This is a genomic window from Thioclava sp. GXIMD4216, assembly GCF_037949285.1.
Taxonomy (GTDB): Bacteria; Pseudomonadota; Alphaproteobacteria; order Rhodobacterales; family Rhodobacteraceae; genus Thioclava; species Thioclava litoralis.
This window is the reverse complement of record NZ_CP149926.1, coordinates 131975-153432: the sequence shown is the minus strand read 5'-3', so window position 1 is coordinate 153432 and position 21458 is coordinate 131975. Positions and strand designations below refer to the sequence as shown.

Annotated in this window: 25 protein-coding genes; 11 read left to right on the top strand and 14 right to left on the bottom strand. The window is 61.2% G+C overall.

All coding sequences use genetic code 11. From position 1 onward, the window contains the following. Positions 1 to 49 precede the first annotated feature (49 nt). Positions 50 to 796 (top strand): SDR family NAD(P)-dependent oxidoreductase, encoded by a 747-nt coding sequence (locus WDB88_RS00780; protein ID WP_339108324.1) that lies wholly within the window; start codon positions 50 to 52, stop codon positions 794 to 796. On the opposite strand, the gene WDB88_RS00775 is transcribed toward WDB88_RS00780, so the two are convergent. Continuing rightward, positions 797 to 1204: an SRPBCC domain-containing protein gene (locus WDB88_RS00775; RefSeq protein ID WP_339108323.1), complete on the bottom strand. Its 408-nt coding sequence runs from the start codon at positions 1202 to 1204 to the stop codon at positions 797 to 799. Positions 1205 to 1296: 92 nt separating this feature from the next. Here WDB88_RS00775 and WDB88_RS00770 point away from each other — a divergent pair, with 92 nt between their 5' ends. From WDB88_RS00770 to WDB88_RS00755, 4 genes are all read left to right on the top strand, one after another. Further along, positions 1297 to 1824: a hypothetical protein gene (locus WDB88_RS00770; RefSeq protein WP_339108322.1), complete on the top strand. Its 528-nt coding sequence runs from the start codon at positions 1297 to 1299 to the stop codon at positions 1822 to 1824. A 79-nt stretch (positions 1825 to 1903) separates the two neighbouring features. Then, entirely contained in the window at positions 1904 to 3274 is a 1371-nt protein-coding gene (locus WDB88_RS00765; RefSeq protein WP_339108321.1) for a glutamate--cysteine ligase, read from the top strand. A 78-nt stretch (positions 3275 to 3352) separates the two neighbouring features. Continuing rightward, positions 3353 to 3646, top strand: a complete 294-nt coding sequence (locus tag WDB88_RS00760) for a hypothetical protein (protein ID WP_339108320.1) — start codon at positions 3353 to 3355, stop codon at positions 3644 to 3646. 78 nt (positions 3647 to 3724) lie between these two features. After that, positions 3725 to 4021 carry a hypothetical protein gene (locus WDB88_RS00755; RefSeq protein WP_339108319.1) on the top strand — a complete coding sequence of 99 codons (297 nt, stop codon included), beginning with the start codon at positions 3725 to 3727 and terminating at the stop codon, positions 4019 to 4021. Between the two features lie 33 nt (positions 4022 to 4054). Here the strand turns inward: WDB88_RS00755 and WDB88_RS00750 are convergent, their stop codons facing one another. The 6 genes from WDB88_RS00750 to WDB88_RS00725 form a co-directional block, all read right to left on the bottom strand. Further along, positions 4055 to 4459 carry a DUF805 domain-containing protein gene (locus tag WDB88_RS00750; RefSeq protein ID WP_339108318.1) on the bottom strand — a complete coding sequence of 135 codons (405 nt, stop codon included), beginning with the start codon at positions 4457 to 4459 and terminating at the stop codon, positions 4055 to 4057. Between the two features lie 57 nt (positions 4460 to 4516). Further along, positions 4517 to 5122 (bottom strand): glycerol-3-phosphate 1-O-acyltransferase PlsY, encoded by a 606-nt coding sequence (gene plsY, locus WDB88_RS00745; RefSeq protein WP_339108317.1) that lies wholly within the window; start codon positions 5120 to 5122, stop codon positions 4517 to 4519. 71 nt (positions 5123 to 5193) lie between these two features. Next, complete coding sequence (gene pyrC / locus WDB88_RS00740; RefSeq protein WP_339108316.1) at positions 5194 to 6477, bottom strand: dihydroorotase; 1284 nt, start codon at positions 6475 to 6477, stop codon at positions 5194 to 5196. Between the two features lie 9 nt (positions 6478 to 6486). Beyond that, positions 6487 to 7056 carry a hypothetical protein gene (locus WDB88_RS00735; protein ID WP_339108315.1) on the bottom strand — a complete coding sequence of 190 codons (570 nt, stop codon included), beginning with the start codon at positions 7054 to 7056 and terminating at the stop codon, positions 6487 to 6489. Continuing rightward, the gene (locus WDB88_RS00730; RefSeq protein WP_339108314.1) at positions 7053 to 7514 is read right to left on the bottom strand and encodes a hypothetical protein; all 462 of its coding nucleotides are present in this window, start codon (positions 7512 to 7514) and stop codon (positions 7053 to 7055) included. Before WDB88_RS00730 ends, WDB88_RS00735 begins: the two co-directional genes overlap by 4 nt. Next, entirely contained in the window at positions 7507 to 8481 is a 975-nt protein-coding gene (locus WDB88_RS00725; protein WP_339108313.1) for an aspartate carbamoyltransferase catalytic subunit, read from the bottom strand. Before WDB88_RS00725 ends, WDB88_RS00730 begins: the two co-directional genes overlap by 8 nt. 213 nt (positions 8482 to 8694) lie before the next feature. On the opposite strand from WDB88_RS00725, the gene WDB88_RS00720 reads away from it, so the two are divergent. Beyond that, positions 8695 to 9342, top strand: coding sequence for a hypothetical protein (locus tag WDB88_RS00720; RefSeq protein ID WP_339108312.1), 648 nt, complete (start codon positions 8695 to 8697; stop codon positions 9340 to 9342). Between the two features lie 83 nt (positions 9343 to 9425). Here the strand turns inward: WDB88_RS00720 and ettA are convergent, their stop codons facing one another. Next, on the bottom strand, positions 9426 to 11081 hold the full coding sequence (ettA, locus tag WDB88_RS00715; RefSeq protein ID WP_339108311.1) for an energy-dependent translational throttle protein EttA: 1656 nt from the start codon (positions 11079 to 11081) through the stop codon (positions 9426 to 9428). A gap of 248 nt (positions 11082 to 11329) precedes the next feature. Here ettA and WDB88_RS00710 point away from each other — a divergent pair, with 248 nt between their 5' ends. The 3 genes from WDB88_RS00710 (at position 11330) to WDB88_RS00700 (ending at position 13238) form a co-directional block, all read left to right on the top strand. Next, positions 11330 to 11872: a hypothetical protein gene (locus WDB88_RS00710; RefSeq protein WP_339108310.1), complete on the top strand. Its 543-nt coding sequence runs from the start codon at positions 11330 to 11332 to the stop codon at positions 11870 to 11872. A 258-nt stretch (positions 11873 to 12130) separates the two neighbouring features. Next, positions 12131 to 12367, top strand: coding sequence for a hypothetical protein (locus tag WDB88_RS00705; protein WP_339108309.1), 237 nt, complete (start codon positions 12131 to 12133; stop codon positions 12365 to 12367). 109 nt (positions 12368 to 12476) lie between these two features. After that, positions 12477 to 13238, top strand: coding sequence for a potassium channel family protein (locus WDB88_RS00700; protein WP_339109444.1), 762 nt, complete (start codon positions 12477 to 12479; stop codon positions 13236 to 13238). Here the strand turns inward: WDB88_RS00700 and rimO are convergent. From rimO to WDB88_RS00680, 4 genes are all read right to left on the bottom strand, one after another. Further along, complete coding sequence (gene rimO, locus WDB88_RS00695) at positions 13235 to 14629, bottom strand: 30S ribosomal protein S12 methylthiotransferase RimO (RefSeq protein WP_339108308.1); 1395 nt, start codon at positions 14627 to 14629, stop codon at positions 13235 to 13237. The genes WDB88_RS00700 and rimO overlap by 4 nt on opposite strands. Before the next feature lie 114 nt (positions 14630 to 14743). Beyond that, the gene (argF, locus tag WDB88_RS00690; RefSeq protein WP_339108307.1) at positions 14744 to 15670 is read right to left on the bottom strand and encodes an ornithine carbamoyltransferase; all 927 of its coding nucleotides are present in this window, start codon (positions 15668 to 15670) and stop codon (positions 14744 to 14746) included. Between the two features lie 41 nt (positions 15671 to 15711). Next, on the bottom strand, positions 15712 to 16908 hold the full coding sequence (locus WDB88_RS00685; RefSeq protein WP_339108306.1) for an aspartate aminotransferase family protein: 1197 nt from the start codon (positions 16906 to 16908) through the stop codon (positions 15712 to 15714). 272 nt (positions 16909 to 17180) lie between these two features. After that, positions 17181 to 17990 carry an ABC transporter permease gene (locus WDB88_RS00680; protein ID WP_339108305.1) on the bottom strand — a complete coding sequence of 270 codons (810 nt, stop codon included), beginning with the start codon at positions 17988 to 17990 and terminating at the stop codon, positions 17181 to 17183. A 270-nt stretch (positions 17991 to 18260) separates the two neighbouring features. Between WDB88_RS00680 and WDB88_RS00675 the strand changes: the two genes are divergently transcribed. Continuing rightward, a complete protein-coding gene (locus WDB88_RS00675; protein WP_339108304.1) occupies positions 18261 to 18929 on the top strand; it encodes a GcrA family cell cycle regulator in 669 nt (222 codons plus the stop codon). Positions 18930 to 19081: 152 nt separating this feature from the next. On the opposite strand, the gene WDB88_RS00670 is transcribed toward WDB88_RS00675, so the two are convergent. Together WDB88_RS00670 and hemE are read right to left on the bottom strand one after the other, a co-directional pair. Beyond that, positions 19082 to 19249, bottom strand: a complete 168-nt coding sequence (locus tag WDB88_RS00670) for a hypothetical protein (RefSeq protein WP_339108303.1) — start codon at positions 19247 to 19249, stop codon at positions 19082 to 19084. 66 nt (positions 19250 to 19315) lie between these two features. Then, positions 19316 to 20347: a uroporphyrinogen decarboxylase gene (gene hemE, locus WDB88_RS00665; protein ID WP_339108302.1), complete on the bottom strand. Its 1032-nt coding sequence runs from the start codon at positions 20345 to 20347 to the stop codon at positions 19316 to 19318. 125 nt (positions 20348 to 20472) lie between these two features. Here hemE and hemC point away from each other — a divergent pair, with 125 nt between their 5' ends. Further along, a complete protein-coding gene (hemC, locus tag WDB88_RS00660) occupies positions 20473 to 21432 on the top strand; it encodes a hydroxymethylbilane synthase (protein WP_339108301.1) in 960 nt (319 codons plus the stop codon). The last annotated feature ends 26 nt before the right edge of the window (positions 21433 to 21458 follow it).

Genomic DNA, 21458 nt, shown 5'->3' with positions numbered 1-21458 from the left:
GAAGATAGCAGAGGCCGCATCTTGTTGCCAGCAAGGGAAAGGACAGACCATGAGCTTCATCAATCGCACCATCCTTATCACCGGTGGCAATTCCGGCATCGGTCAGGCGCTGGCCGAGGCATTGCAGGCGGCTGGCAACCGGATCATCATCACGGGGCGCAAAGCGGACAGCCTGCAGGCCACTCTGGCGCGCAATCCCGATATGGCGGGCTATTACCTCGATGTCACCGACGTGCAGGCGGTCGCGGCATTCGCGCCCCGACTGCTGGCCGAGCATCCCGATCTGGACACGGTGATCGTGAATGCGGGCATCATGGAACCCGAGGACTATACCGCCGATCCGGTCCGCCTTGATGTGGCCCATCGCACCATCGCCACCAATCTGACCGCGCCGATCCAGCTTGCGGCCCTGCTGCTGCCGCATCTGCGCGCGCAGTCGCATTCCGCGCTGGTCACCGTGTCATCGGGGCTGGCCTTTGTGCCAAAGGCGGCGACGCCGGTCTATTCGGCCAGCAAAGCCGCGATCCATTCGTGGTCGCAATCGCTGCGTCACCAACTGCGCGATAGCCCGGTGCGCGTGCACGAGATCGCGCCGCCTCTGGTGGCCACCGAACTGACGCCGGGCCAGTCGCAGGTTGCCGCAGCGCTGCCGCTTGCACAGTTCATTCAGGAGGTGGTTGCCCAGATGACCGCAGCAGAGGTGCCAGACGAGATCTTGGTCGAGCGGGTGCATTTCCAGCGATTTGCAGAGGCCGAAGGCCGCTATGAGGCGGCTTTTGCCACGATCAACGGCTGATCACCCCTCAAGGTAGCGGCGGAAATTCTCCAAGATCGCCTGCCAGCCCATCTGCTGCATGGCGACGGGGTTTTGCGTCTCGGGGTCAAAGCAGGTGGTCACGGTGGTGCGGCCTTGCATCGCTTCGAAGCGGGTGACCGCCTCGCGCCCGTCATCCATGCGGATGGCCAGCCGATGGGGCGGGGTGACCTCGGTATAGGTTGCGCCGAACGCGAAGGACAGGCTGCCGTCCTTTGCGGCCATCTGCGACACGACGCGCCCGCCGACGCGCAGATCGACCTCGGCCTCGGGGCAGTGCCAGTCGGGTGTGGCGAAGTTCCAGTGTGGAATCCGGGCGGCGTCGGTATAGGCGGCCCAGACGGTCCCGACAGGGGCGTTGATTGTGGTGGTGACGGTGATCTTGTCCATTCATGCCTCCGCGAACAGGGGGCTGCGCGCCATCGGGCGGGCAGGAGCCTGCGCAAATGGTTGCATTCCGGCAGGACCCAAGCAAGAGTTCCGTGACTATCTCTCAGCAGGCCCCTGCCATGATCCGTCCCGAACTCCGTCACGCGCTGGCGCGCCATTCCGAAGTGCTGCTGGCGCTTGTGCCTCTGGGCTTGGGGCTATGGCTGTGCCGGCTGGGCGGCTGGGTGCTGCTGCCTGCGGGGCTGGCGCTGGTGGCGGCGGCCCTGGCCTGGGCGGTGGTGGACTGGCGCAGGCTGCGCTTTGCCCGCGATGTGGGCGCGCCGGGCGTGGTGGAGATCGACGAGGGCCAGATCGGCTATTTCGGCGCGGGGCGTCTGCTGGGCGGGCAGGTGGCGCTGCGCGATCTGGCCGAGATCCGGCTGTTGCATCTGAACGGTCGCCATCTGTGGCGGCTGAAGACCGCGGACGGGCAGGCGCTTCTGATTCCCGTCGATGCCGCGGGCGCGGCGCAATTATACGACGCCTATGCCAGCTTGCCCGGAACCGACATGCGGGCGATTTCCGCGGCCTTGGATCAGCGCGTGACCGCACAGGTTTTATGGAAACGTGCATCAGGATAGACTGTCATTGCGCTTGACTTGATCGCGTAATCGTCACACCTCTTGCCCTTCCAAGGGCCACAATGAATTAGGAGCGTCCATGTCCATTCCGCAGCAGGGCGGTGGCCCGATCGAAGATTTCGCGCAGCTTGCCGCCTATATGGCCGAGGGTGAAAAGCCCAAGGATGCATGGCGTATCGGCACCGAGCACGAGAAATTCGGCTATTGCGAAAAGGCCCAGAAGCCGCTGCCCTATGAGGGCCCCTGTTCGATCAGGGCGATGCTGGAAGGGCTGCGCGATACCTATGGCTGGACGCCTGTCGAAGAGCAGGGCAATATCATCGGCCTGACCCATAATGGTGCCAATGTCAGCCTTGAGCCGGGTGGCCAGCTGGAACTGTCGGGCGCGCCTTTGGAGACCATCCACCAGACCTGCGACGAGGTGAACCAGCACCTGCGCGAAGTGCAGAGCATTGCCGATAAGATCGGCGCGCGTTTCATCGGGCTGGGTGCGGCCCCGCAATGGTCCGAGGCCGAGATGCCGATGATGCCCAAGGGCCGCTACCGGCTGATGACCGACTATATGGACAGCGTCGGCACCATGGGCAAAACCATGATGTACCGGACCTGCACGGTTCAGGTGAACCTCGATTTCGCCTCCGAGGCCGATATGGTGCAGAAGATGCGCGTGGCGCTGTCGCTACAGCCGGTGGCCACCGCGCTGTTTGCCAATTCGCCCTTCCTTGATGGCAAGCCCAACGGGTTCAAATCTTGGCGCGCCAATGTCTGGCAGAACCTTGATGAGGCCCGCACCGGCATGCTGCCCTTCGTGTTTGAAGAGGGCTTCGGCTATCAGGCTTGGGTGGATTATGTCCTCGATGTGCCGATGTATTTCGTCTATCGCGACGGCAAATATATCAACGCGCTTGGCCAGTCTTTCCGCGACTTCCTGAAGGGCGAGCTGCCCGCGCTGCCGGGCGAGAAGCCGACGCTTTCGGATTGGGCGGACCATATGACTACCGTCTTCCCCGAGGCGCGGGTGAAGAAATTCATCGAGATGCGCGGTGCCGATGGTGGCCCGTGGCGCCGTCTTTGCGCTTTGCCTGCCTTCTGGGTGGGGCTGACCTATGATCAGTCGGCGCTGGATGCGGCATGGGATCTGGTAAAGGGCTGGGACCACGAGACCCGAGAGGGCCTGCGCCGTGCGGCGGCGAAAGACGCGCTTCAGGGCGAATATAACGGTATCAAGCTGCATGATCTGGCGCGTGAGGCGGTTGCGATCTCGCGTTCGGGGCTGAAATCCCGTGCCAAGCCCGGCTCGGGCGGGTTGGTGCCCGACGAGACCCACTTCCTGAACGCGCTGGAAGAAAGCGTGGATTCGGGCCGCGTACCTGCCGATGAGCTGCTGGAGAAATACCACGGCGAATGGCAGGGCGATCTGTCCAAGATCTACAGCGAGTATAGCTACTGATTCTCGGTTGAACTCTCTGTGATAATCCGATCAAAGGGCGCGGGGTATTTTCCCCGCGTTTTTTTGTCGGAGTTTGACATGCAGAATTTCATGATTTCCTCTTACCGGAAACTGGTTGCGCTTATTATCGTTCTGGGAATGATCGGCGTTGTCATCTCGGCGGTCGCGCAGGCCTATCTGCTGTCGGCAAACCCCTATGGCGGTGGCGGTGGCGCTGGCATGGCGATTCTGGCCTTTATCGGCATCCTGATTGGTGGCACGCTCTATGTCATCCTGATTGGCGGTGCGCTTTATGTGGGTCTCGGGATCTATGACAACACCAAGAAAATGGCCGAGCTTCTGGAAAAGCAGCTCGAGAAAACCTCGGCCTGAGAGACAGGCTCGGGAACAGGGCGCAGGCTTTCAGGCCTGCGTTTCCATTTGAACTGTCGAGGTCCGGAAGGAAAACCCATGCAGAACCTTGTCATGCGCGCCTATGCGGTGGCGCTCCTTCTGCTGGCGGTGCTCGGCTTTGCGATGATCGTCTTCTCTGCGGTGGATCTGTTGATGCGCGGATACCTGCCGCTGGTCTTTGTCGAAAGCAGGTTGATCGTTTCGACGATGACCGCCACCATCATTACGACGGTGCTGTATCTTGTGCTGTGGGTGATGGTCTGCGGCGCGCTCTATCTGGGGCTGGGGATATATGCCAACCTGGGTCGCTGTGCCAAGCTGTTAGAGGCTCTGGAGGCCCGCACGCCCTCCTGAGTGTCACGGCCCTAGGCGTTACGGCCCCAGGCGTTACTGTTGCGGGTCGGGGCCGAAACGGTTTGGCCCCGGACGGGTGCGGCCCAGCATGAACACGAACAGGATGATCTGTCCGACCGGCGGCAGGGCATGCAGCAGAAGCCACCACCCGCTGCGGTCGATATCATGCAGACGGCGCACCGAGACCGCCAGAAGCGGGATCACCACGCAGAGCGAGAAGAGGAACTCCAGCGGGCCACCGTTCGAGATGAACCATGCGCGCCCATTGCCCGCGCCCATCGACAGCCCGCCGAAGATCAGGCCGTCAAGAAGGCTCAGGACAATGTTGGCCAAGAGGAAGAACAGGATGAACAGCCAGAATTCGCTGCGCGTGGCACGCCCCGAAAAATTGGCATAGTCCCGTGTCAGGCAGGTTCGGATGATGGTCTGGAAGCGCATGGGGAGCCTTCGGTGTTTTCCGCATAACGGCGGGACGGGGGGCGGGTTCCCTGTTCCCTAGCCCTTCTTGCCGATCTTGGGTTCTGCGCCTTGGGCAAGGCGCGAGATATTCGCGCGGTGACGCCAGAAGATCAGCACCGCCAGCAGAGCCAGCAGCAGCATCAGTTGACGTTCGCCCATCACAAGGGCCAAAGGCACACTGAGCGCCGCCGAGACCAGCGCCGAAAGCGACGAGATACGGGTGACGATGGCTGTCAGCAGCCATATGCCGCAGGCGGCAAGGCCCAGCGGCCAGCACAGTGCCAGAACCGTGCCAAGGAAGGTCGCAACCCCTTTACCGCCACGGAATTTCAGCCAGACAGGGTAAAGGTGGCCAAGGAAGGCAAAGCCCCCCGCAAGCTGCTCGGCCAGCGGGTCGTTCAGGAAATAGCGCGCCAGTAGCACGGCAATCGCCCCCTTGCCCGAATCCAGCAGCAGGGTCGCCAGCGCGGCGGGCTTGTTGCCGGTGCGCAGCACATTGGTTGCGCCGATATTGCCCGACCCGATCTGGCGCAGATCTCCCAGACCGAAGGCGCGTGTGATCACGATACCGAAGGGGATCGACCCCAGAAGGTAGCCCAGCAAGGACACGAGGGCCAGAACGGCCGGAAGATGTTCGGTCACCGGAGGGCTCCTTCTTCGGAAAAGATGTGGCGTCAGGGGCGGCCTGACAGGGGGGGAGGCCTGACAGGGGGTCAGGCGCTTTGGGCTGTGCGGTCGAAAACTTTGCGGCCCGCCACGAAGGTTGCAAGCACTTTGCCCTCCATGCGCTGACCGTCAAAGGGGGTATTCTTCGATTTCGACTGCAATGTCCACCGGTCCAGCACGAAAGGTGCGTTGGGATCGAAAAGAACGAGGTCGGCAGGCGCGCCTTCCTGCATCCGCCCCTGTGCCAACCCCAACCGTTTGGCGGGGTTGAGCGACATCGCGCGGAACAGTTGGGGCAGCGACACCGCCCCCGCGTGATAAAGCCGCATTGCGGCGGGAATGAAGGTCTCGAGCGCGACAGCACCAGAGGCAGCCTCTTCATAGGGCAGGCGTTTGGATTCCTCATCCGCCGGCGTGTGCATCGAGCAGATGATGTCGATCACCCCGTCTGCAACAGCCTGCGCCATTGCCAGACGGTCTTCCTCCGAGCGCAGCGGCGGGGTGAGTTTGAAGAAGGTGCGGTAATCGCCCACATCCAGCTCGTTCAGCGTGAGGTGGTGGATCGAGATGCCCGCCGTAACATCAAGGCCCGCCGCCTTGGCGCGGGCAAGGGAGGGCAGGGAACGGGCGGTGGTGATCTGGTCGGCGTGGTAGCGCACGCCGGTCATCTCGACCAGGGCCAGATCGCGTTCCAGCCCCATCCGCTCGGCCATCGGGGAGACGCCGGGCAGCCCGCGCAGCGAGGCGAATTTGCCCGAGGTCACCGACGCGCCTCTGGACAGGCCCGGATCTTGCGGATGGCACACCACCAATGCGCCCAGCGAGCGGGCATAGGTGAAGGCGCGCGACAGAACCTTGGTGTCGGTGGTGACATGGGTCACATCGCCAAAGGCCAGCGCGCCCGCATCCATGAGAAAGCCCAGCTCGGTCATCTCGCGGCCTTCGCGGCCCTTGGTCAGCGCCGCCATATGGTGGATGCGCACAGGGGCCTGCGCGGCGCGGCGGGTCACGAATTCCAGCGTCTCGGGGGTGTCGATGGCGGGGGTCGTGTCGGGGCGGGCGATGATCGTGGTCACGCCGCCTGCCGCCGCCGCAAGCCCTGCGGTGCGGAAACTCTCGCGGTGGCGCTCGCCCGGCTCGCCGATCTTCACGCCCAGATCCACGATGCCCGGCGCCAGATATTTACCGCCGCAATCGATCACTTCGGCATCTTTGGGTGCCGACATCTGGCCGATCGCCGCGATCTTGCCATCGTCAATGATGACATTGCCGGTGGTTTCGGTCAGCGCCTCGGGATCGATCAGGCGGGCATTTTCAAGAAACAGGGTCATGGGGTCACCTCACTGGCTGTGGCCTGCCCGGATCTGGCGGATCAGGTCGGAGACTTTTTCAGCGTCTGTAATATCGTGGAAATAGGCGGGAACGGCATCATGGACGGGCGTGTCATCCAGACGCAGGGTTTGCGGGCGGCGCTGGCGCGTGCCGATCTGCACCGAACTGGGATCGGCCTCGTCCAGACGTCCGGCGGCGTCATCGACAAAAAGCGAGAAGCGCGAGAGCTTGGCATTGGTGGCGGGGCCGGTGGCGATATAGGCGGCACGGTCGGTCAGCAGATAACGCTCGGCATGCGGGTTGCGGCGGATCGCGATGATCTGCCCCACCAGCCAGACCAGCGCGAGTAGGCCGAACACCACGGGCACTTCCAGATCCCGCCGGGCGGTGGCGAAAAAGGCGGTCCAGAGCACGGCGATGGCCAGCAAAAGGGCAGGCCCCCGTGCCTTGTTATGCAGCACCGACCCCATCCGCATACCCTGCCAGAGCACGGTTTCCTCGGCGGGGATGCGACCGCTCCACGGGGCGCCAAGGTGGCGATGCGGCAAGGAAGGGGTCAGGCGCGCCATCGTGGTCATGGCTGCGTGCTGGCCCGGCTTGCGCGGGCGGCCTCGATACGGGCGATGGTTTCCTGCGCATCGGCCATATGCTCGATGCGGAAGCGCCGCCCCTCGGTATTGATGATCTGCACATCGCCCAGAAACGGCACCATTTTCTGGATGTCGAGCAGCAGGATCGAACGTCCGCGCGGCCCGATCAGCCGCCGGTCGGTGAGACACCAGATGGTCGAGAAGACCCGACGATAGGCCATCATCATCCCGAAAAGCTGCGCCATCACGATCATGCCCAAGAGGGCCATCAGGTTCTGCCCCGAGGTGATCAGATTGCCGACAAACAGCGCCACGGCGAAGCTGGCGGTGATCCAGAATGCCTGAACCGAGAAGAACCGCCGCCGGTCCGCACGGAACACGGCCAGCCGTTGCTCCTGTGGGGCAAGATCGATGGCAGGGTCAGGCAGGGGGGCGGTCTCAGGCATAGGTGCCTTCATGACCTTCGCTGAGCGCACGGCCACGCTCGGCGCGCAGGTTGCGGGCCAGAAGGTCCATGCAGGCCTGACGCACGGCCACGCCCATCTCGACCTGCTCCTGAATGACCGAACGGTTGATATCGTCGGCGATGGTGCCGTCAATCTCCACGCCGCGGTTCATCGGCCCCGGATGCATGACGATGGCATCGGGCTTGGCGTAAGACAGTTTTTCGGCATCCAGCCCGTAACGGTGGAAATATTCGCGTTCCGACGGAATAAACCCGCCATCCATCCGCTCTTTCTGCAACCGCAGCATCATCACCACATCGGCATCCTGCAGGCCTTGGCGCATGTCCTCGCAGACCTCCACGCCCAGATCGGCCACGCCCGAGGGCATCAGCGTCGGCGGCCCGACCAGACGCACACGGTTTTCCATCTTGCCCAGCAGGATCATGTTGGAGCGCGCCACGCGGCTATGGGTGACATCGCCACAGATCGCCACCGTCAGGCGCGAGATCCGGCCCTTCTCGCGGCGGATGGTCAGCGCATCCAGAAGCGCCTGAGTCGGGTGCTCGTGCTTGCCGTCACCGGCATTGAGCACCGCGCATTCCACTTTCTGCGCCAGCAGATCCACCGCGCCCGAATTCTGGTGGCGCACCACCAGCAGGTCGGGATGCATCGCATTGAGCGTCAGCGCCGTGTCGATCAGCGTCTCGCCCTTTTTCACCGAGGAGGTCTGCATCGACATGTTCATCACATCCGCGCCCAAGCGCTTTCCGGCCAGCTCGAAGCTCGACTGCGTGCGGGTGGAATTTTCGAAGAACATGTTGATCTGGGTCATGCCCGCCAGCGCATCGGTTTTCTTGACCGTGCGGCGGTTCAGGTCGACATATTGCTCGGCCAGATCGAGAACGGCGAGAATATCTTCCTGAGAGAGATGCTCTATCCCCAGAAGGTGCCTTTGCCGAAACGCCATTGCAGCCACTCCTTATCCCGCGATGTTGGCGGGCTTATCGCAAATCAGAAGGGCTGCGTCCAGAGCGGATGGGTTATTCGGCGTTTGCGCTTTTCGCGTGAAATCCAACTGTGGTGATGAAGTTTTCTAGCGTCGAACCCGTCACATATAATAATCTGTTTAGCATCGAACGCTTCGTTACTTCGATGTAAAATGCTCACATGAAATTATTTAATGAAGGACCGTCTGGTTTTGCTAGTTTTGGGAAAAACGCGTAGTTGGAAAAGTAACAGTATCAATACGTTGCTACTTGCGGTCTGGTTTGTCTGGTTTGGTTCGTTCTTCTGGTCAGTGGCAGTATCAGACGATCCTGATCGGGCGCAATTTGAGGGCGCATTACTAACTTTTTATACTTGGCTCTTCTTTTCGCTCAAGCGCACGAAAAGTGAAGGTAATGCGGCGGATAGAGTAAGTAGAGCCGTGCTGGCAGATTTAGAGGCGACAATCGCATCAGATTTGGCCCTTAAAACGATGATTGAGCGCCAAAGGCACGAAATCACCGATGAAATTACTTCGGTTAAGAGGGAGGTCGTTCGACATAGGGAGCTGCTTCGCGAAACGCCGAATCCTCTTGTTTCAGCTAAAGCACTTCGAGCGTTGAGTGTCGAAAATTGGCCAAAGTACATTTCGTCTTCGCCACCTTTCGTCGCCCCGAGTTTTCAGAGCGCAAAGACGCGAAGGACTAATGTCCAAAATGCGCGTAAAGCTCAGAAGCAAGATTTAAAAACTGCCAAGGTGTACTTTTATTTTGAAGTAACTGGTATGTGTTTGGCCTTATCTCTCACACTTTTTGGTGCCGAAATCCATGATTTTTTGCATTAAGTTCAGTTACTGAAGCGCATTTTAAAAAAACCTCCGCAAATCAATGCGGAGGTTTGTGGCATGGTTCGTAAAACCCGTAAAGCTTAGCGGGTGAACTTCTTGTATTTCACGCGCTTGGGCTCGACGGCATCGGGGCCGAGGCGGCGGATCTTGTCCTGTTCGTAATCCTCGAAATTGCCCTCGAAGAATTCGACATGGCCCTCGCCCTCGAAGGCAAGGATATGCGTGCACAGGCGGTCAAGGAAGAAGCGGTCGTGCGAGATGATGACAGCCGAACCCGCGAAATCCTCAATGGCCGCTTCCAGCGCCTGCAGCGTTTCCACGTCAAGGTCGTTGGTCGGTTCGTCGAGGAGCAGCACGTTGCCGCCCGATTTCAAGAGCTTGGCCATGTGGACGCGGTTGCGTTCCCCACCCGAGAGGAGGCCCACTTTCTTCTGCTGGTCGGCGCCCTTGAAGTTGAAGGCCCCGCAATAGGCGCGGGATGCGATCTGCGCGTCGCCCAGCACGATCATCTCTGCGCCTTCCGAGATCTCTTCCCAGACGTTCTTGTTGGGGTCGAGCGCGTCTCGCGACTGGTCGACATAGGACAGTTTCACCGTCTCACCGACCTTGATCGTGCCCGCATCGGGGGTCTCGTTGCCGGTCAGCATCTTGATCAGCGTGGATTTCCCCGCGCCGTTCGGACCGATGACGCCCATGATGCCGCCCGGCGGCAGCGAGAAGGACAGGTTCTCGATCAGAAGCTTGTCGCCCATGGCTTTGTTCAGGCCCTCGACCTCGAAGACCTTGCCGCCCAGACGCGGGCCGTTCGGGATGACGATCTGCGCCTTGCCCACACGGTCCTTGACGCCCTCATCGGCCATCTTCTCATAGGCGGCGATACGCGCCTTGGATTTGGCCTGACGGGCCTTGGCACCGGCGCGGATCCATTCGAGTTCTTTCTCAAGGACCTTCTGCTTGGCCTTGTCCTCGCGGGCTTCCTGCTCCATGCGCTTGGCTTTCTGTTCCAGCCAGCTGGAATAGTTGCCTTCCCACGGAATACCGCGACCGCGCTCCAGTTCGAGGATCCACGAGGTGATATCGTCAAGGAAGTAACGGTCGTGGGTCACACAAAGGATGGTGCCTTTGTATTCGATCAGGTGCTTTTGCAGCCAAGCGATGGTTTCGGCATCAAGGTGGTTGGTCGGTTCGTCCAGAAGCAGCATGTCGGGCGCTTCAAGCAGCAGCTTGCACAGCGCGACACGGCGGCGCTCGCCGCCCGAGAGGGTGGCCACATTGGCATCATCGGGCGGGCAGCGCAGGGCTTCCAGCGCGATATCCACCTGACTGTCGATATCCCACAGGTTCTCGGCGTCGATCTCGTCTTGCAGGCGCGCCATTTCATCGGCGGTCTCGTCGGAATAGTTCATCGCCAGCTCGTTATAGCGCTCGAGCTTGGCGGTTTTGGCGGCGACGCCTTCCATCACGTTCTCGCGCACGGTCTTGGTGTCGTCGAGTTCGGGCTCCTGCGCGAGATAGCCGACCTTGGCACCTTTGGCGGCCCAGGCCTCGCCCTGGAAGTCCTTATCCATGCCCGCCATGATCTTCAAAAGCGTGGATTTACCGGCGCCGTTCACGCCGACAACCCCGATTTTCACGCCGGGCAGGAAGTTGAGACGGATGTTTTCAAAGCATTTCTTGCCACCGGGATAGGTCTTCGAGACACCATCCATATGGTAGACGAATTGGTAGGACGCCATGCGAATTCCCTTTGTTTCGAGGCAGGATTGGCGCCCCTTCTAGTCGGAATCGGCTCTTTATAAAAGAGGGCAAGCGCATTGAGTTAGTAAGCTTGCTTATATCTGTCAATGTGCATTTACACACATTAGCATGCTAACTAACCGCCTTTTATTCGGATCATAAACCTACATATTTGTTTCATACAACGAACGAGACCCCGGCTGGCTCAGCTACCGACCGAGATCTCTAGGAAAACTGGAGAAATGAAATGAAACTTACGAAATTTGCCGCCGCCGCAATCCTTGGTCTGACCGCTTCTGCAACTGTTGCCGCCGCTGCGCCGCTGAACTACCCGATGCTGGCACGCAATGGTGTCGACGTGACGCAATATAGCGATGCGGAAGCCCGCCAGATCAACACCGCCCTGCGCGACGGGGATGTCTCGACGGCGCGGTACTATATCAACCATGAGGATCGGGCGGTGGAACATACGGCCGACGTCAATCCGGGTACGGCACAACTGGCCGCACAGCTTGGCCTGAATCCGGGCAACTATACCACGGCCGAGCTCGAGAAAGTCAGCACCTCGCTGCGCAATGACAACATAGAAGCTGTGGCTTTCGTCGTGAAACATGAAGATCGTGCGGTGCCCGGTGCCAAAGGTGTCGTCACGCCTGGCAAAGCCCAGATTGCGGCCCAGCTTGGCGTGAACCCCGCCGACTATACCGATGCCCAGCTTGATAAAATGCTGCTGGATCACATTGGTAGCGGCAATGACGGGATGATCACCGCTAAATATATCAACAAATAATCTCTGCGATCTCCGTTGATCACAGGCTGGCCCGCCGCAAGCGGGCCAGTTTTTTCTAAGATGAAGAAATACGCGGTTTTCACACGCCCTTGCCAGTTAAATGGCCCAAATATGGAGGCGCGCAGAAAGTCTGTGCTGCGCCGCACATATCTTCTAAGCAAGCTTTTGTTTCTTTTCGCTGCTGCGCAGAATATATCAATTTCATGACGGATCGAACCGATTGGTTCACCTTGGATCCATGTTTAAAAAGATTACGCTATGAAACGAATAGTCCTCTCCCTCTGTTTGGCCCTTTCGGGCGTGACTTTTGGCGCGTCCATGTCTGTGGCACAGGATGCGGCGCGCAATGCTAAAATCGCCGAGATTTTGCGCGCGAATGGGATGGAATTCGTGACAACCGATCTGAAGACGCTGAAGTTTGCCGAGGACATCCCTGTGGCACAGCAAGACCAGCCAGCGCCCGCTGCGGCGCAAGACTCCGACGGAAATTCGTGACCTTCCGGCCCGCCTTGACAGAAGGCTTGGGGCCAAAGGCAAAAATGCTTTAAATTCCCGTGGCCTGTGGCATATCAAAGGATATGTCCCAACCGATAGGCCAATGACCATGATCGAGTTCCTGCGCGCCCTTTACGAGGGCGAGACCGACCGCGCGCATCGTTTTCGCTACGGGCTTCTGGCATTTGATATCGTGACGGTCGTGTTTGTCGTGGTCACGTCGTTTGTTCCGCATGATGTGGTGATTACGGTGATTGATGCGGTGATCGGTCTGGCGATCGTGGCCGATTTTCTGGCGCGTCTGCTGATCGTGTCGCGCCGGTTCCGGTTCTGGTTCCAGCCTGCCACCTTGGCCGACCTTATCGCGATGGTTTCGTTTCTCCTGCCGCTGGCAGGCGAGGGGCTGGGCTTTCTGCGGGTCTTGCGGACGCTGCGCTTGCTGCATGCCTATCAGACGCTATCCCGCCTGCGTCAGGACTGGCCGTTTTTCCGCAAGCATCAGGATGTGCTTCTGGCGGCGATCAATCTGGCGGTGTTCCTGTTCGTAATGACGGGGCTGATCTATGTCACGCAGGAAGGCGTGAACGACCAGATCAACAATTACGCCGACGCGCTCTATTTTACCGTCACCACGCTGACCACGACCGGATTTGGCGATATCACCCCCAAGGGCGAATGGGGGCGGATGATTTCCGTGGCGATCATGATCTTTGGCGTGACGCTGTTCTTGCGGCTGGCACAGGTGCTGTTCCGGCCCACCAAGGTGCGTTACGAATGCAAGACCTGCGGGCTAAGCCTGCATGATGCCGATGCCGTGCATTGCAAACATTGCGGAGCAACGGTGCATATCGACACCGAAGGGCAGCTTTAAACCAGCCGCCCCCAGAGGTCGTAATCCGAGGCTTCATCCACCTCGACAGTGACCATATCGCCCACGCTGAGGGTTTCGAAACCCTCGTCGATGAACAGGTTGCCGTCGATTTCCGGTGCATCGGCGCGGGTGCGGCAGGTGGCGCCTTCCTCGTCGATCTCATCCACGATCACATGTTGCAGCGTGCCGACCTTGGCCTGAAGCTTGGCCTCGGAGATCTCCTGCGCCTTCTCCATGAAGCGGTTCCAGCGGTCCTGTTTGACCTCGGGGTCCACATGGTCGGGCAGGTCGTTCGAGCGCGCCCCATCCACGTTTTCATACTGGAAGCAGCCGACACGGTCGAGTTGCGCCTCATCCATCCAGTCCAGCAGATATTGGAACTCTTCTTCCGTCTCACCGGGATAGCCCACGATGAAGGTCGAACGCAGGACGATCTCGGGGCAATCCGCCCGCCAAGCGGCGATCTCATCCAGCGTCTTGGCCGAAGCCGCGGGCCGCGCCATGCGTTTGAGCACATCGGGATGCGCATGCTGGAAGGGGATATCCAGATAGGGCAGGGCCAGACCTTCCGCCATCAGCGGGATCAGGTCGCGCACATGCGGATAGGGGTAGACATAATGCAGCCGCAGCCACGCTTCGGCCTCTTTCACCATCTTGCCCATCTCGCGGGTCAGATCGGTGATATGGGCGCGCACCTCGCCGCCCTTCCAAGGGCTCAGGTCATGCTTGCGGTCCAGACCATAGGCCGAGGTGTCCTGAGAGATCATCAGGATCTCGCGCACACCGGCTTCCAAGAGCTTCTCGGTCTCGCGCAGGATCGCATGCGCCGGACGCGAGGCCAGCTTGCCCCGCATATCGGGGATGATGCAGAACTTACACTTGTGGTTACAGCCTTCCGAGATTTTCAGATAGCTGTAATGGCGCGGCGTCAGTTTCACGCCCTGTGCCGGCAGCAGGTCCACAAAGGGGTCGGGCGCGGGCGGCACAGCACCATGCACGGCATCCAGAACCTGCTCGAATTGCTGCGGGCCGGTCACCGCCAGCACCTTGGGATGCACGCCGGTGATATAGTCGGGCTCGGCCCCCAGACAGCCGGTGACAATCACCTTGCCGTTTTCCTTCAGTGCCTCGCCAATCGCCTCAAGGCTTTCGGCCTTGGCGCTGTCCAAAAAGCCGCAGGTATTCACGATCACCGCTTCGGCGCCCGTATAGTCGGGGCTGATCGCATAGCCTTCGGCGCGCAGGCGGGTCAGGATGCGTTCGCTATCCACCAGAGCCTTGGGGCAGCCAAGGCTGACCATGCCGATCTTCGGCTGACCCTCGCGGACGGGTTCGTCCACACGGATGCGGGGCGCAAGGTCGGGGCGCAGGTTCGGAGGGTTCTGGCTCATGTCGCTTCCCATGCATAAGGTGGCTAAGGCGAAGGGCGAGCCAAGGCCCGCCCTTTTCAGGTGCAGATACTCCCTCAAGGGGGCATGCTGCAAGTCATTTGCCCGAATGCCGGTTTATTTGCCCAAGCAGTAACGCATCACGGCCTTTTGCGCATGCAGGCGGTTCTCGGCCTCGTCAAAGATCACCGAGTTCGGGCCATCCATGATCTCGCTGGTGGCTTCGTCATTGCGATGCGCGGGCAGGCAATGCATGAAGAGCGCATCGGGATTGGCGTGTTTCATCAGCTCGGCGTTGACCTGATAGGGGCGCAGCTGGTTATGGCGACGCTCCTTGGCCGATTCGGGGTCATGCATCGACACCCAAGTATCGGTGACAATCAGATCGGCCCCCTCAACGGCCTTCACCGGATCGCGCTCGATCTCGCATTTCACGCCCATATTGCGCGCGAAATCGATCCATTCGCGCTCGGGGTCGAGGGGCTGCGGGCCGGTAAAGGTGAAATCGAAGCCGAACTGCCCTGCCGCATGCATGAAAGAGGCGCAGACATTGTTGCCATCGCCCGACCAGACCACTTTCTTGCCCTTGATCGGGCCGCGATGTTCCTCGAAGGTCATGATATCGGCCATGATCTGGCAGGGGTGGGTGCGGTTGGTCAGACCGTTGATCACCGGAACGCTGGCATATTCCGCCATCTCCAGAAGGGTCTCTTCCTCGAAGGTGCGGATCATGATCAGGTCGACATAGCGCGACAGCACACGGGCGGTATCGGCAATCGTCTCGCCGTGACCAAGCTGCATATCGGACCCCGACAGCACCATCGTCTGCCCGCCCATCTGGCGCACGCCCACATCAAAGCTGACGCGGGTACGGGTCGAGGGCTTCTCGAAGATCAGCGCAACCATATGACCGTCCAGCGGTTTTTCCGCATCGGGGGTGCCTTTGGGCTGGCCCTTGCGCGCATCCTTCATGGCGCGCGCCTGATCGATCATGGCCCGTAGGTCGGCCTGCGAGGTGGTATGGATATCAAGGAAATGGTTCATCGGTCTTGCTTTCTGTCTCCCGAAAGGTTCGGGCTTTCGGGTCAGTTTGCCTTGGCCTCAAGGCTCTGGACTTCAAGGCTCTGGGCGGCTTTATCAAGGCGGTTCACCGCCTCGGCCAGATCCTCTTCGGAAATGTTCAGCGCGGGCAGCAGGCGCAGGACGTTATCGCCTGCGGGCACGGTCAGCAGGTGCTGCGCATAGGCCGCCTGCACCACATCACCGCAGGGCACCTTGCATTTCAGGCCCAGCATCAGCCCCATTCCGCGCACCTCCTCGAAGACGTCGGGATGGGTGGCCACAAGGCCTTCCAGCTTCTGCCGCATAAAGCCCGCCTTGGCGTTCACGGCCTCAAGGAAGGCCGGATCATTGACGATCTCGATGACTTTCGCGCCGATCGCACAGCCCAGCGGGTTGCCGCCATAGGTGGAGCCATGCGTGCCCGCAACCATGCCCGATGCCGCCTCTTCGGTGGCCAGCACGCCGCCCAGCGGGAAGCCGCCGCCAATGCCCTTGGCCATCATCATGATGTCCGGCGTCACCCCCGACCATTCATGCGCGAAGAGCTTGCCGGTACGGGCGACACCGCATTGCACCTCGTCAAAGATCAAGAGGATGCCGGTCTCGTCACACAAAGCGCGCAGCGCCTTCATATCGGCCTCGGGCAGCGGGCGGATACCGCCTTCACCCTGCACGGGCTCGATCCAGATGGCGGCGGTCTTGTCGGTGATGGTGGATTTCAGAAGATCCATATCGCCCCAGGCGATCTGGTGGAAACCGGGCAGCAGCGGGCCAAAGCCCTTCACCATCTTCTCGGCATGGGGCACAGCCGAAATCGCACCGGTCGAGCGGCCGTGGAAGGCGCCATCGAAGGTGATGATCTCGGTCCGGTCCACGCCTTTCGAATACCAGTATTTCCGCGCCATCTTGATGGCAAGCTCGGCGGCCTCGGTGCCCGAATTGGTGAAGAAAACCGTATCGGCAAAGGTGTTCTCGACCAGCATATCCGCCAGCTTCTGCTGCAGCGGGATCTGGTAGAGGTTCGACACATGCCACAGCTTCTGCGCCTGATCGGTCAGCGCCTCGACCAGTTCGGGGGCGGCATGGCCCAGCACATTCACCGCGATACCGGCCCCCATATCAAGATATCGGCTGCCATCCTCCGTCTCGAGCCAGCTTCCCGACCCGCGGGTGAAGGCCAGCGGTGCGCGGTTATAGGTGGGCAGGACGGACGGTATCATGGCATGAACTCCATAAGGGAAGGCCCATTTGGTGCGACGAACCCCGCAGGGTGTCAATGTCTCGGGCCGGACTGATGCTGTTTTAGGAAGGGATGTGGCAATTGGCCACGTCTGATCACCCGCCGCAGGGCGGATCGGCGCGCATTAGCGACGTCGGATAGGCGAAATATGGTCAAAGCCCGTAATCATGCTGCATTCCTTAGCCGCCGGCCCGTATGTTGTAAATCGGATTCGCACGCTTTCTGCCGCGCTGGCCCGAAGGCGCGCGCCCCTCAGGCTTTCAGACGGAAACCGATGCGGAACCAGTACCAAGCCAAGCCCAGAACGATCACGAGCCACAGCGCGATCACTCCCAGCCCCTGCACCGGCGAGGCATCCGACGTGCCGATAAAGCCGTAGCGGGCCCCGTCGATCAGGAAAAAGACCGGATTCCAATGCGAGAGCGCCTGAAAGAACGGGGGCAGGGCCTCGACCGAATAGAAAGTGCCCGACAGGAAGGACAGCGGTGTGATCACGAAATTGGTGAAGGCCGCCATCTGGTCGAATTTATTGGCCATGATGGCAGCCAGCATCCCCAGACCGCCCATCAGCATCGCGCCCAGGATCACGAAGGCCAGCGCCCAGAGCGGATGGGCGATGCCCTGTCCGATGGTCACAAACAGCCCCGCCGCAATCACGACCGCCACCAGAAGCGATCGCCCGATGGCTCCGGCCAGATAACCCATCAACAGCTCCCACGGGGCCAGTGGGGGCATCAGCGTATCGATGATATTGCCCTGCACCTTGGCGACCACGATGGAAGACGAGGTATTGGCAAAGGCGTTCTGGATCACGGTCATCATCAGAATGCCGGGGGCGAGGAATTCCAGAAACGGCACGCCCATCATATCGGCACGCCCTTTGCCGAAGGCCAGCGCGAAGACCACCAGAAACAGCCCTGCGGTAATCAGTGGCGCCAGCACGGTCTGTTGCCATACGGCCAGAAAACGGCGGTTCTCGCGCCAGCCAAGGCTATAGAGGCCCAGCCAGTTCACCCGGCCAAAGCGCCGTATTCCCATCTCGCGATTTGCGTGTCTGTCCATCAGTCGTCCCGTTTCCCGCTTGGTCCGGTTCCGGCGGAGCTCGGGGCCGCCAGAGCGCGTGGTCTGTGCCTCTCTACCTAGTGGGCGCAACGCAATCGGGCAACTAAGGCACAGTGCGTCCGAACTCTGCACAAGAACACAGCTTCTCGTGCTCAGACATCTTGAAAAGCAGGGCATGGCGGGGTAAATCCATAGCTCTTGATATTCCGGAGCCGGAAATCCCGTGGGAAGCTATGGGCCCGTCCGGACCGGAACAGTGAAAGGAAACCCATGTCCTGGACCGATGAACGCGTCGAAATTCTGAAAAAGATGTGGTCCGAGGGCCAGTCTGCCAGCCAGATCGCAAAGGAACTGGGTGGGGTGACCCGTAATGCCGTCATCGGCAAAGTGCACCGTCTGGGTCTGTCCAACCGGACCGCAACCACCGCCGAGGCCGCAACCACCGCCGAGGCCGCAGCGCCCGCCGCAGCGCCCAAGCCTGCGGCCGAGGCCAAGCCCGTGGTCGAGCCCAAACCCGCGCCCGCTGCGCCGCGTGCAGAGCCGAAAGCCGCGCCCGCCAGTGCGGCCGTGCGTCCGGCTCCTGCGCCGAAACCCGCCGCTGCCAAGCCCGAGCCTGTCGAGACGACAGAAGTGGCCGAGGCCGCACCGGCGCCCATGCGCCGTCAGATCATTCCCGCAGGCCAGCCGCTGCCGCCGCAGCCTTCGGCCAACGAGATCAGCCCCGAGGCACTGGCCCGTGTGGGCGAGATCGAGAAACACGCCAAGAAGCTCACCCTGATGGAGCTGACCGAGCGCACCTGCAAATGGCCGATCGGGGATCCTGCTACGGATGATTTCTGGTTCTGCGGCCTGCCGACCCAATCGGGCAAACCCTATTGCGAGGCGCATGTCGGCGTTGCCTTCCAGCCGATGAGCTCGCGCCGCGACCGTCGCCGGTAACGCCCGCGCCGTTCTCCGGCACACCGTTGGAATAGCCAAAAACCCGCAGCCGGATGGTTGCGGGTTTTTCGGTTTCGGGCATTTGTCGCGGGCGTCCGGCTTTGGCCCCCGTTGGGACGCTCGGCCTTCGGGCCGGATCGGCGGATGGGTGATCAGTGGGCGGTTGCCGCACCGACCGTGCCGCCAACCACAGCCCCTGCAGGCCCTGCCACAAGCGCGCCGCCAAGGCCGCCGGTTGCGGCCCGCTCGGTCGCGTTATGGCCGCAGGCCGCCAGCAGGGCGAGAACAGCAAGAGCGGGGGTCAGTTTCACGAGTTTCATCGAAATCTCCTGTTTCCTAATTCAGGAGTATGACGCCCGAAGCCCCGAAAGGTTCCCCCGCCTCTGTTACATATTGCGCACCGTCTCGATCATCAGTGCCACATTCTCGGGATCGGCATCGGGGGTGATCCCGTGACCGAGGTTGAAGATATGCGGCCCCTTGCGGAAGGCCTCGACCACGCGGCGGGTCTCCTCGACCAGTGCCTGCCCGCCTGTGACCATATGTCGCGAGGCCAGATTGCCCTGCACACAGCCCGACACCTGCACATGCTCGGCGGCCCATTCGGGGGTCACCGAATTGTCGATGGCCACACAATCCGCGCCGGTTTTCTGGTGGAAGCCGATATAGCCATCGCCCGCCTCGCGCGGGAAGGCGATCACCGGCAGACCGGGGAAGCGGGCCTTCATTTCCTTGGTGATACGGGCGGCCGGCTTGACGGCGAAATCCTCGAAATCCTGCCCTTTCAGCGAGCCGGCCCAGCTATCGAAGAGTTTCACGACCTCGGCACCGGCTTCCACCTGTTTCGAAAGATATTCGATGGTCGCATCGCTCAGCAGGTCGATCAAGGCGCTGAATGTCGCGCGATCTTCGTCTTTCAGCTTATGCGCGGGGCCTTGGTCGGGCGTGCCACGACCGGCCACCATATAGGTCGCCACCGTCCAGGGCGCACCGGCAAAGCCGATCAGCGTGGTCTCTTCCGGCAGGCTTTCGGACAGAATCCGCACCGTCTCGTAGACCGGAGAAAGCACCTCGTGGATGTCGTCACGGGTCTTCAGCCCGCGCAGCCCCTCTGCCGAGGTGATGGTGGACAGCCGCGGGCCTTCGCCCGTGACAAACCACAGATCCGCCCCAAGGGCTTGCGGCAGAAGAAGAATATCGGCGAACAGGATCGCTGCATCAAAGCCGTAGCGGCGGATCGGCTGCAGCGTGACCTCGGCGGCCAGTTCGGGGTTGTAGCACAGCGACAGGAAGTCGCCCGCCTTGGCCCGCGTGGCGCGATATTCCGGCAGGTAACGTCCGGCTTGCCGCATCATCCAGATCGGGGGCGTGGGCAGGCGTTCGCCGCGTAGGGCGCGCAGGATCGTTTTGTCGGCCATCTGGGTACTCTCCTTGGGTTGGTCTCTCTAGAACAAGGCGGGGCCCGTGCTGTCAAGCTTTCCCGCACCACAATGGCCGACAGGGCTTCTTGCATGGGGCCGCGCGCAAGGCTAAGGCTATGGCTATGACACAGATGCCCACACCCGATCAGCCCCTGAAGCTTGGCACCCGCGGCAGCCCTCTGGCGCTTGCGCAGGCCCATGAAACCCGTGCCCGCCTGATGGCGGCGCATGATCTGCCCGAAGCCGCCTTCGAGGTGGTCGTTATCAAGACCACCGGCGATGACCGTGCGATGATCGCCTCGGACAAGCCGCTCAAGGAAATCGGCAATAAGGGACTGTTCACCAAAGAGATCGAAGAGGCGATGCTGGACGGGCGGATTGATATCGCGATCCACTCGATGAAGGATATGCCGACGGTCCAGCCCGAGGGTCTGGTCCTTGATACCTATCTGCCGCGCGAGGATGTGCGCGACGCCTTTGTATCGCTGAAGGCGACGACGATCCATGATCTGCCCGAAGGGGCCGTGGTGGGCACCTCCAGCCTGCGCCGCCGTGCGCAGCTTCTGTCTCGCCGTCCCGACCTGAAACTGGTGGAATTCCGTGGCAATGTGCAGACGCGGCGCCAGAAGCTGGCCGATGGTGTGGCCGAGGCCACTTTTCTTGCGATGGCGGGGCTCAACCGCCTTGGCATGACGGAACTGGCCGCAGGGGCGATTGCCCCCGAAGATATGCTGCCAGCTGTGGCGCAAGGTGCCATCGGGATCGAACGTCGTGTGGATGACGCGCGCGCGGCGCAGTTGTTGTCGCCCATCCATGACATTCCGACCGAGCAGCGGCTGACTGTCGAACGCGCGTTTCTGGCCACGCTGGACGGTTCTTGCGAGACCCCGATTGCAGGGCTTGCGCTGATCGAGGGCGACGAAATCTGGATGCGCGGCGAGATCCTGCGTCCCGACGGGTCCGAATGTCTGCGCGCCGAGGGGCGTGCCAGCCTGTCCGATGCGGGCGAGTTGGGGATTGACGTGGCCCGTGCTCTGCTGGATCAGGCGCCAAAAGGGTTTTTTGACTGGAAGCGCGGGTAGGTTTTGCCGCAAGGCGACGGTAACGG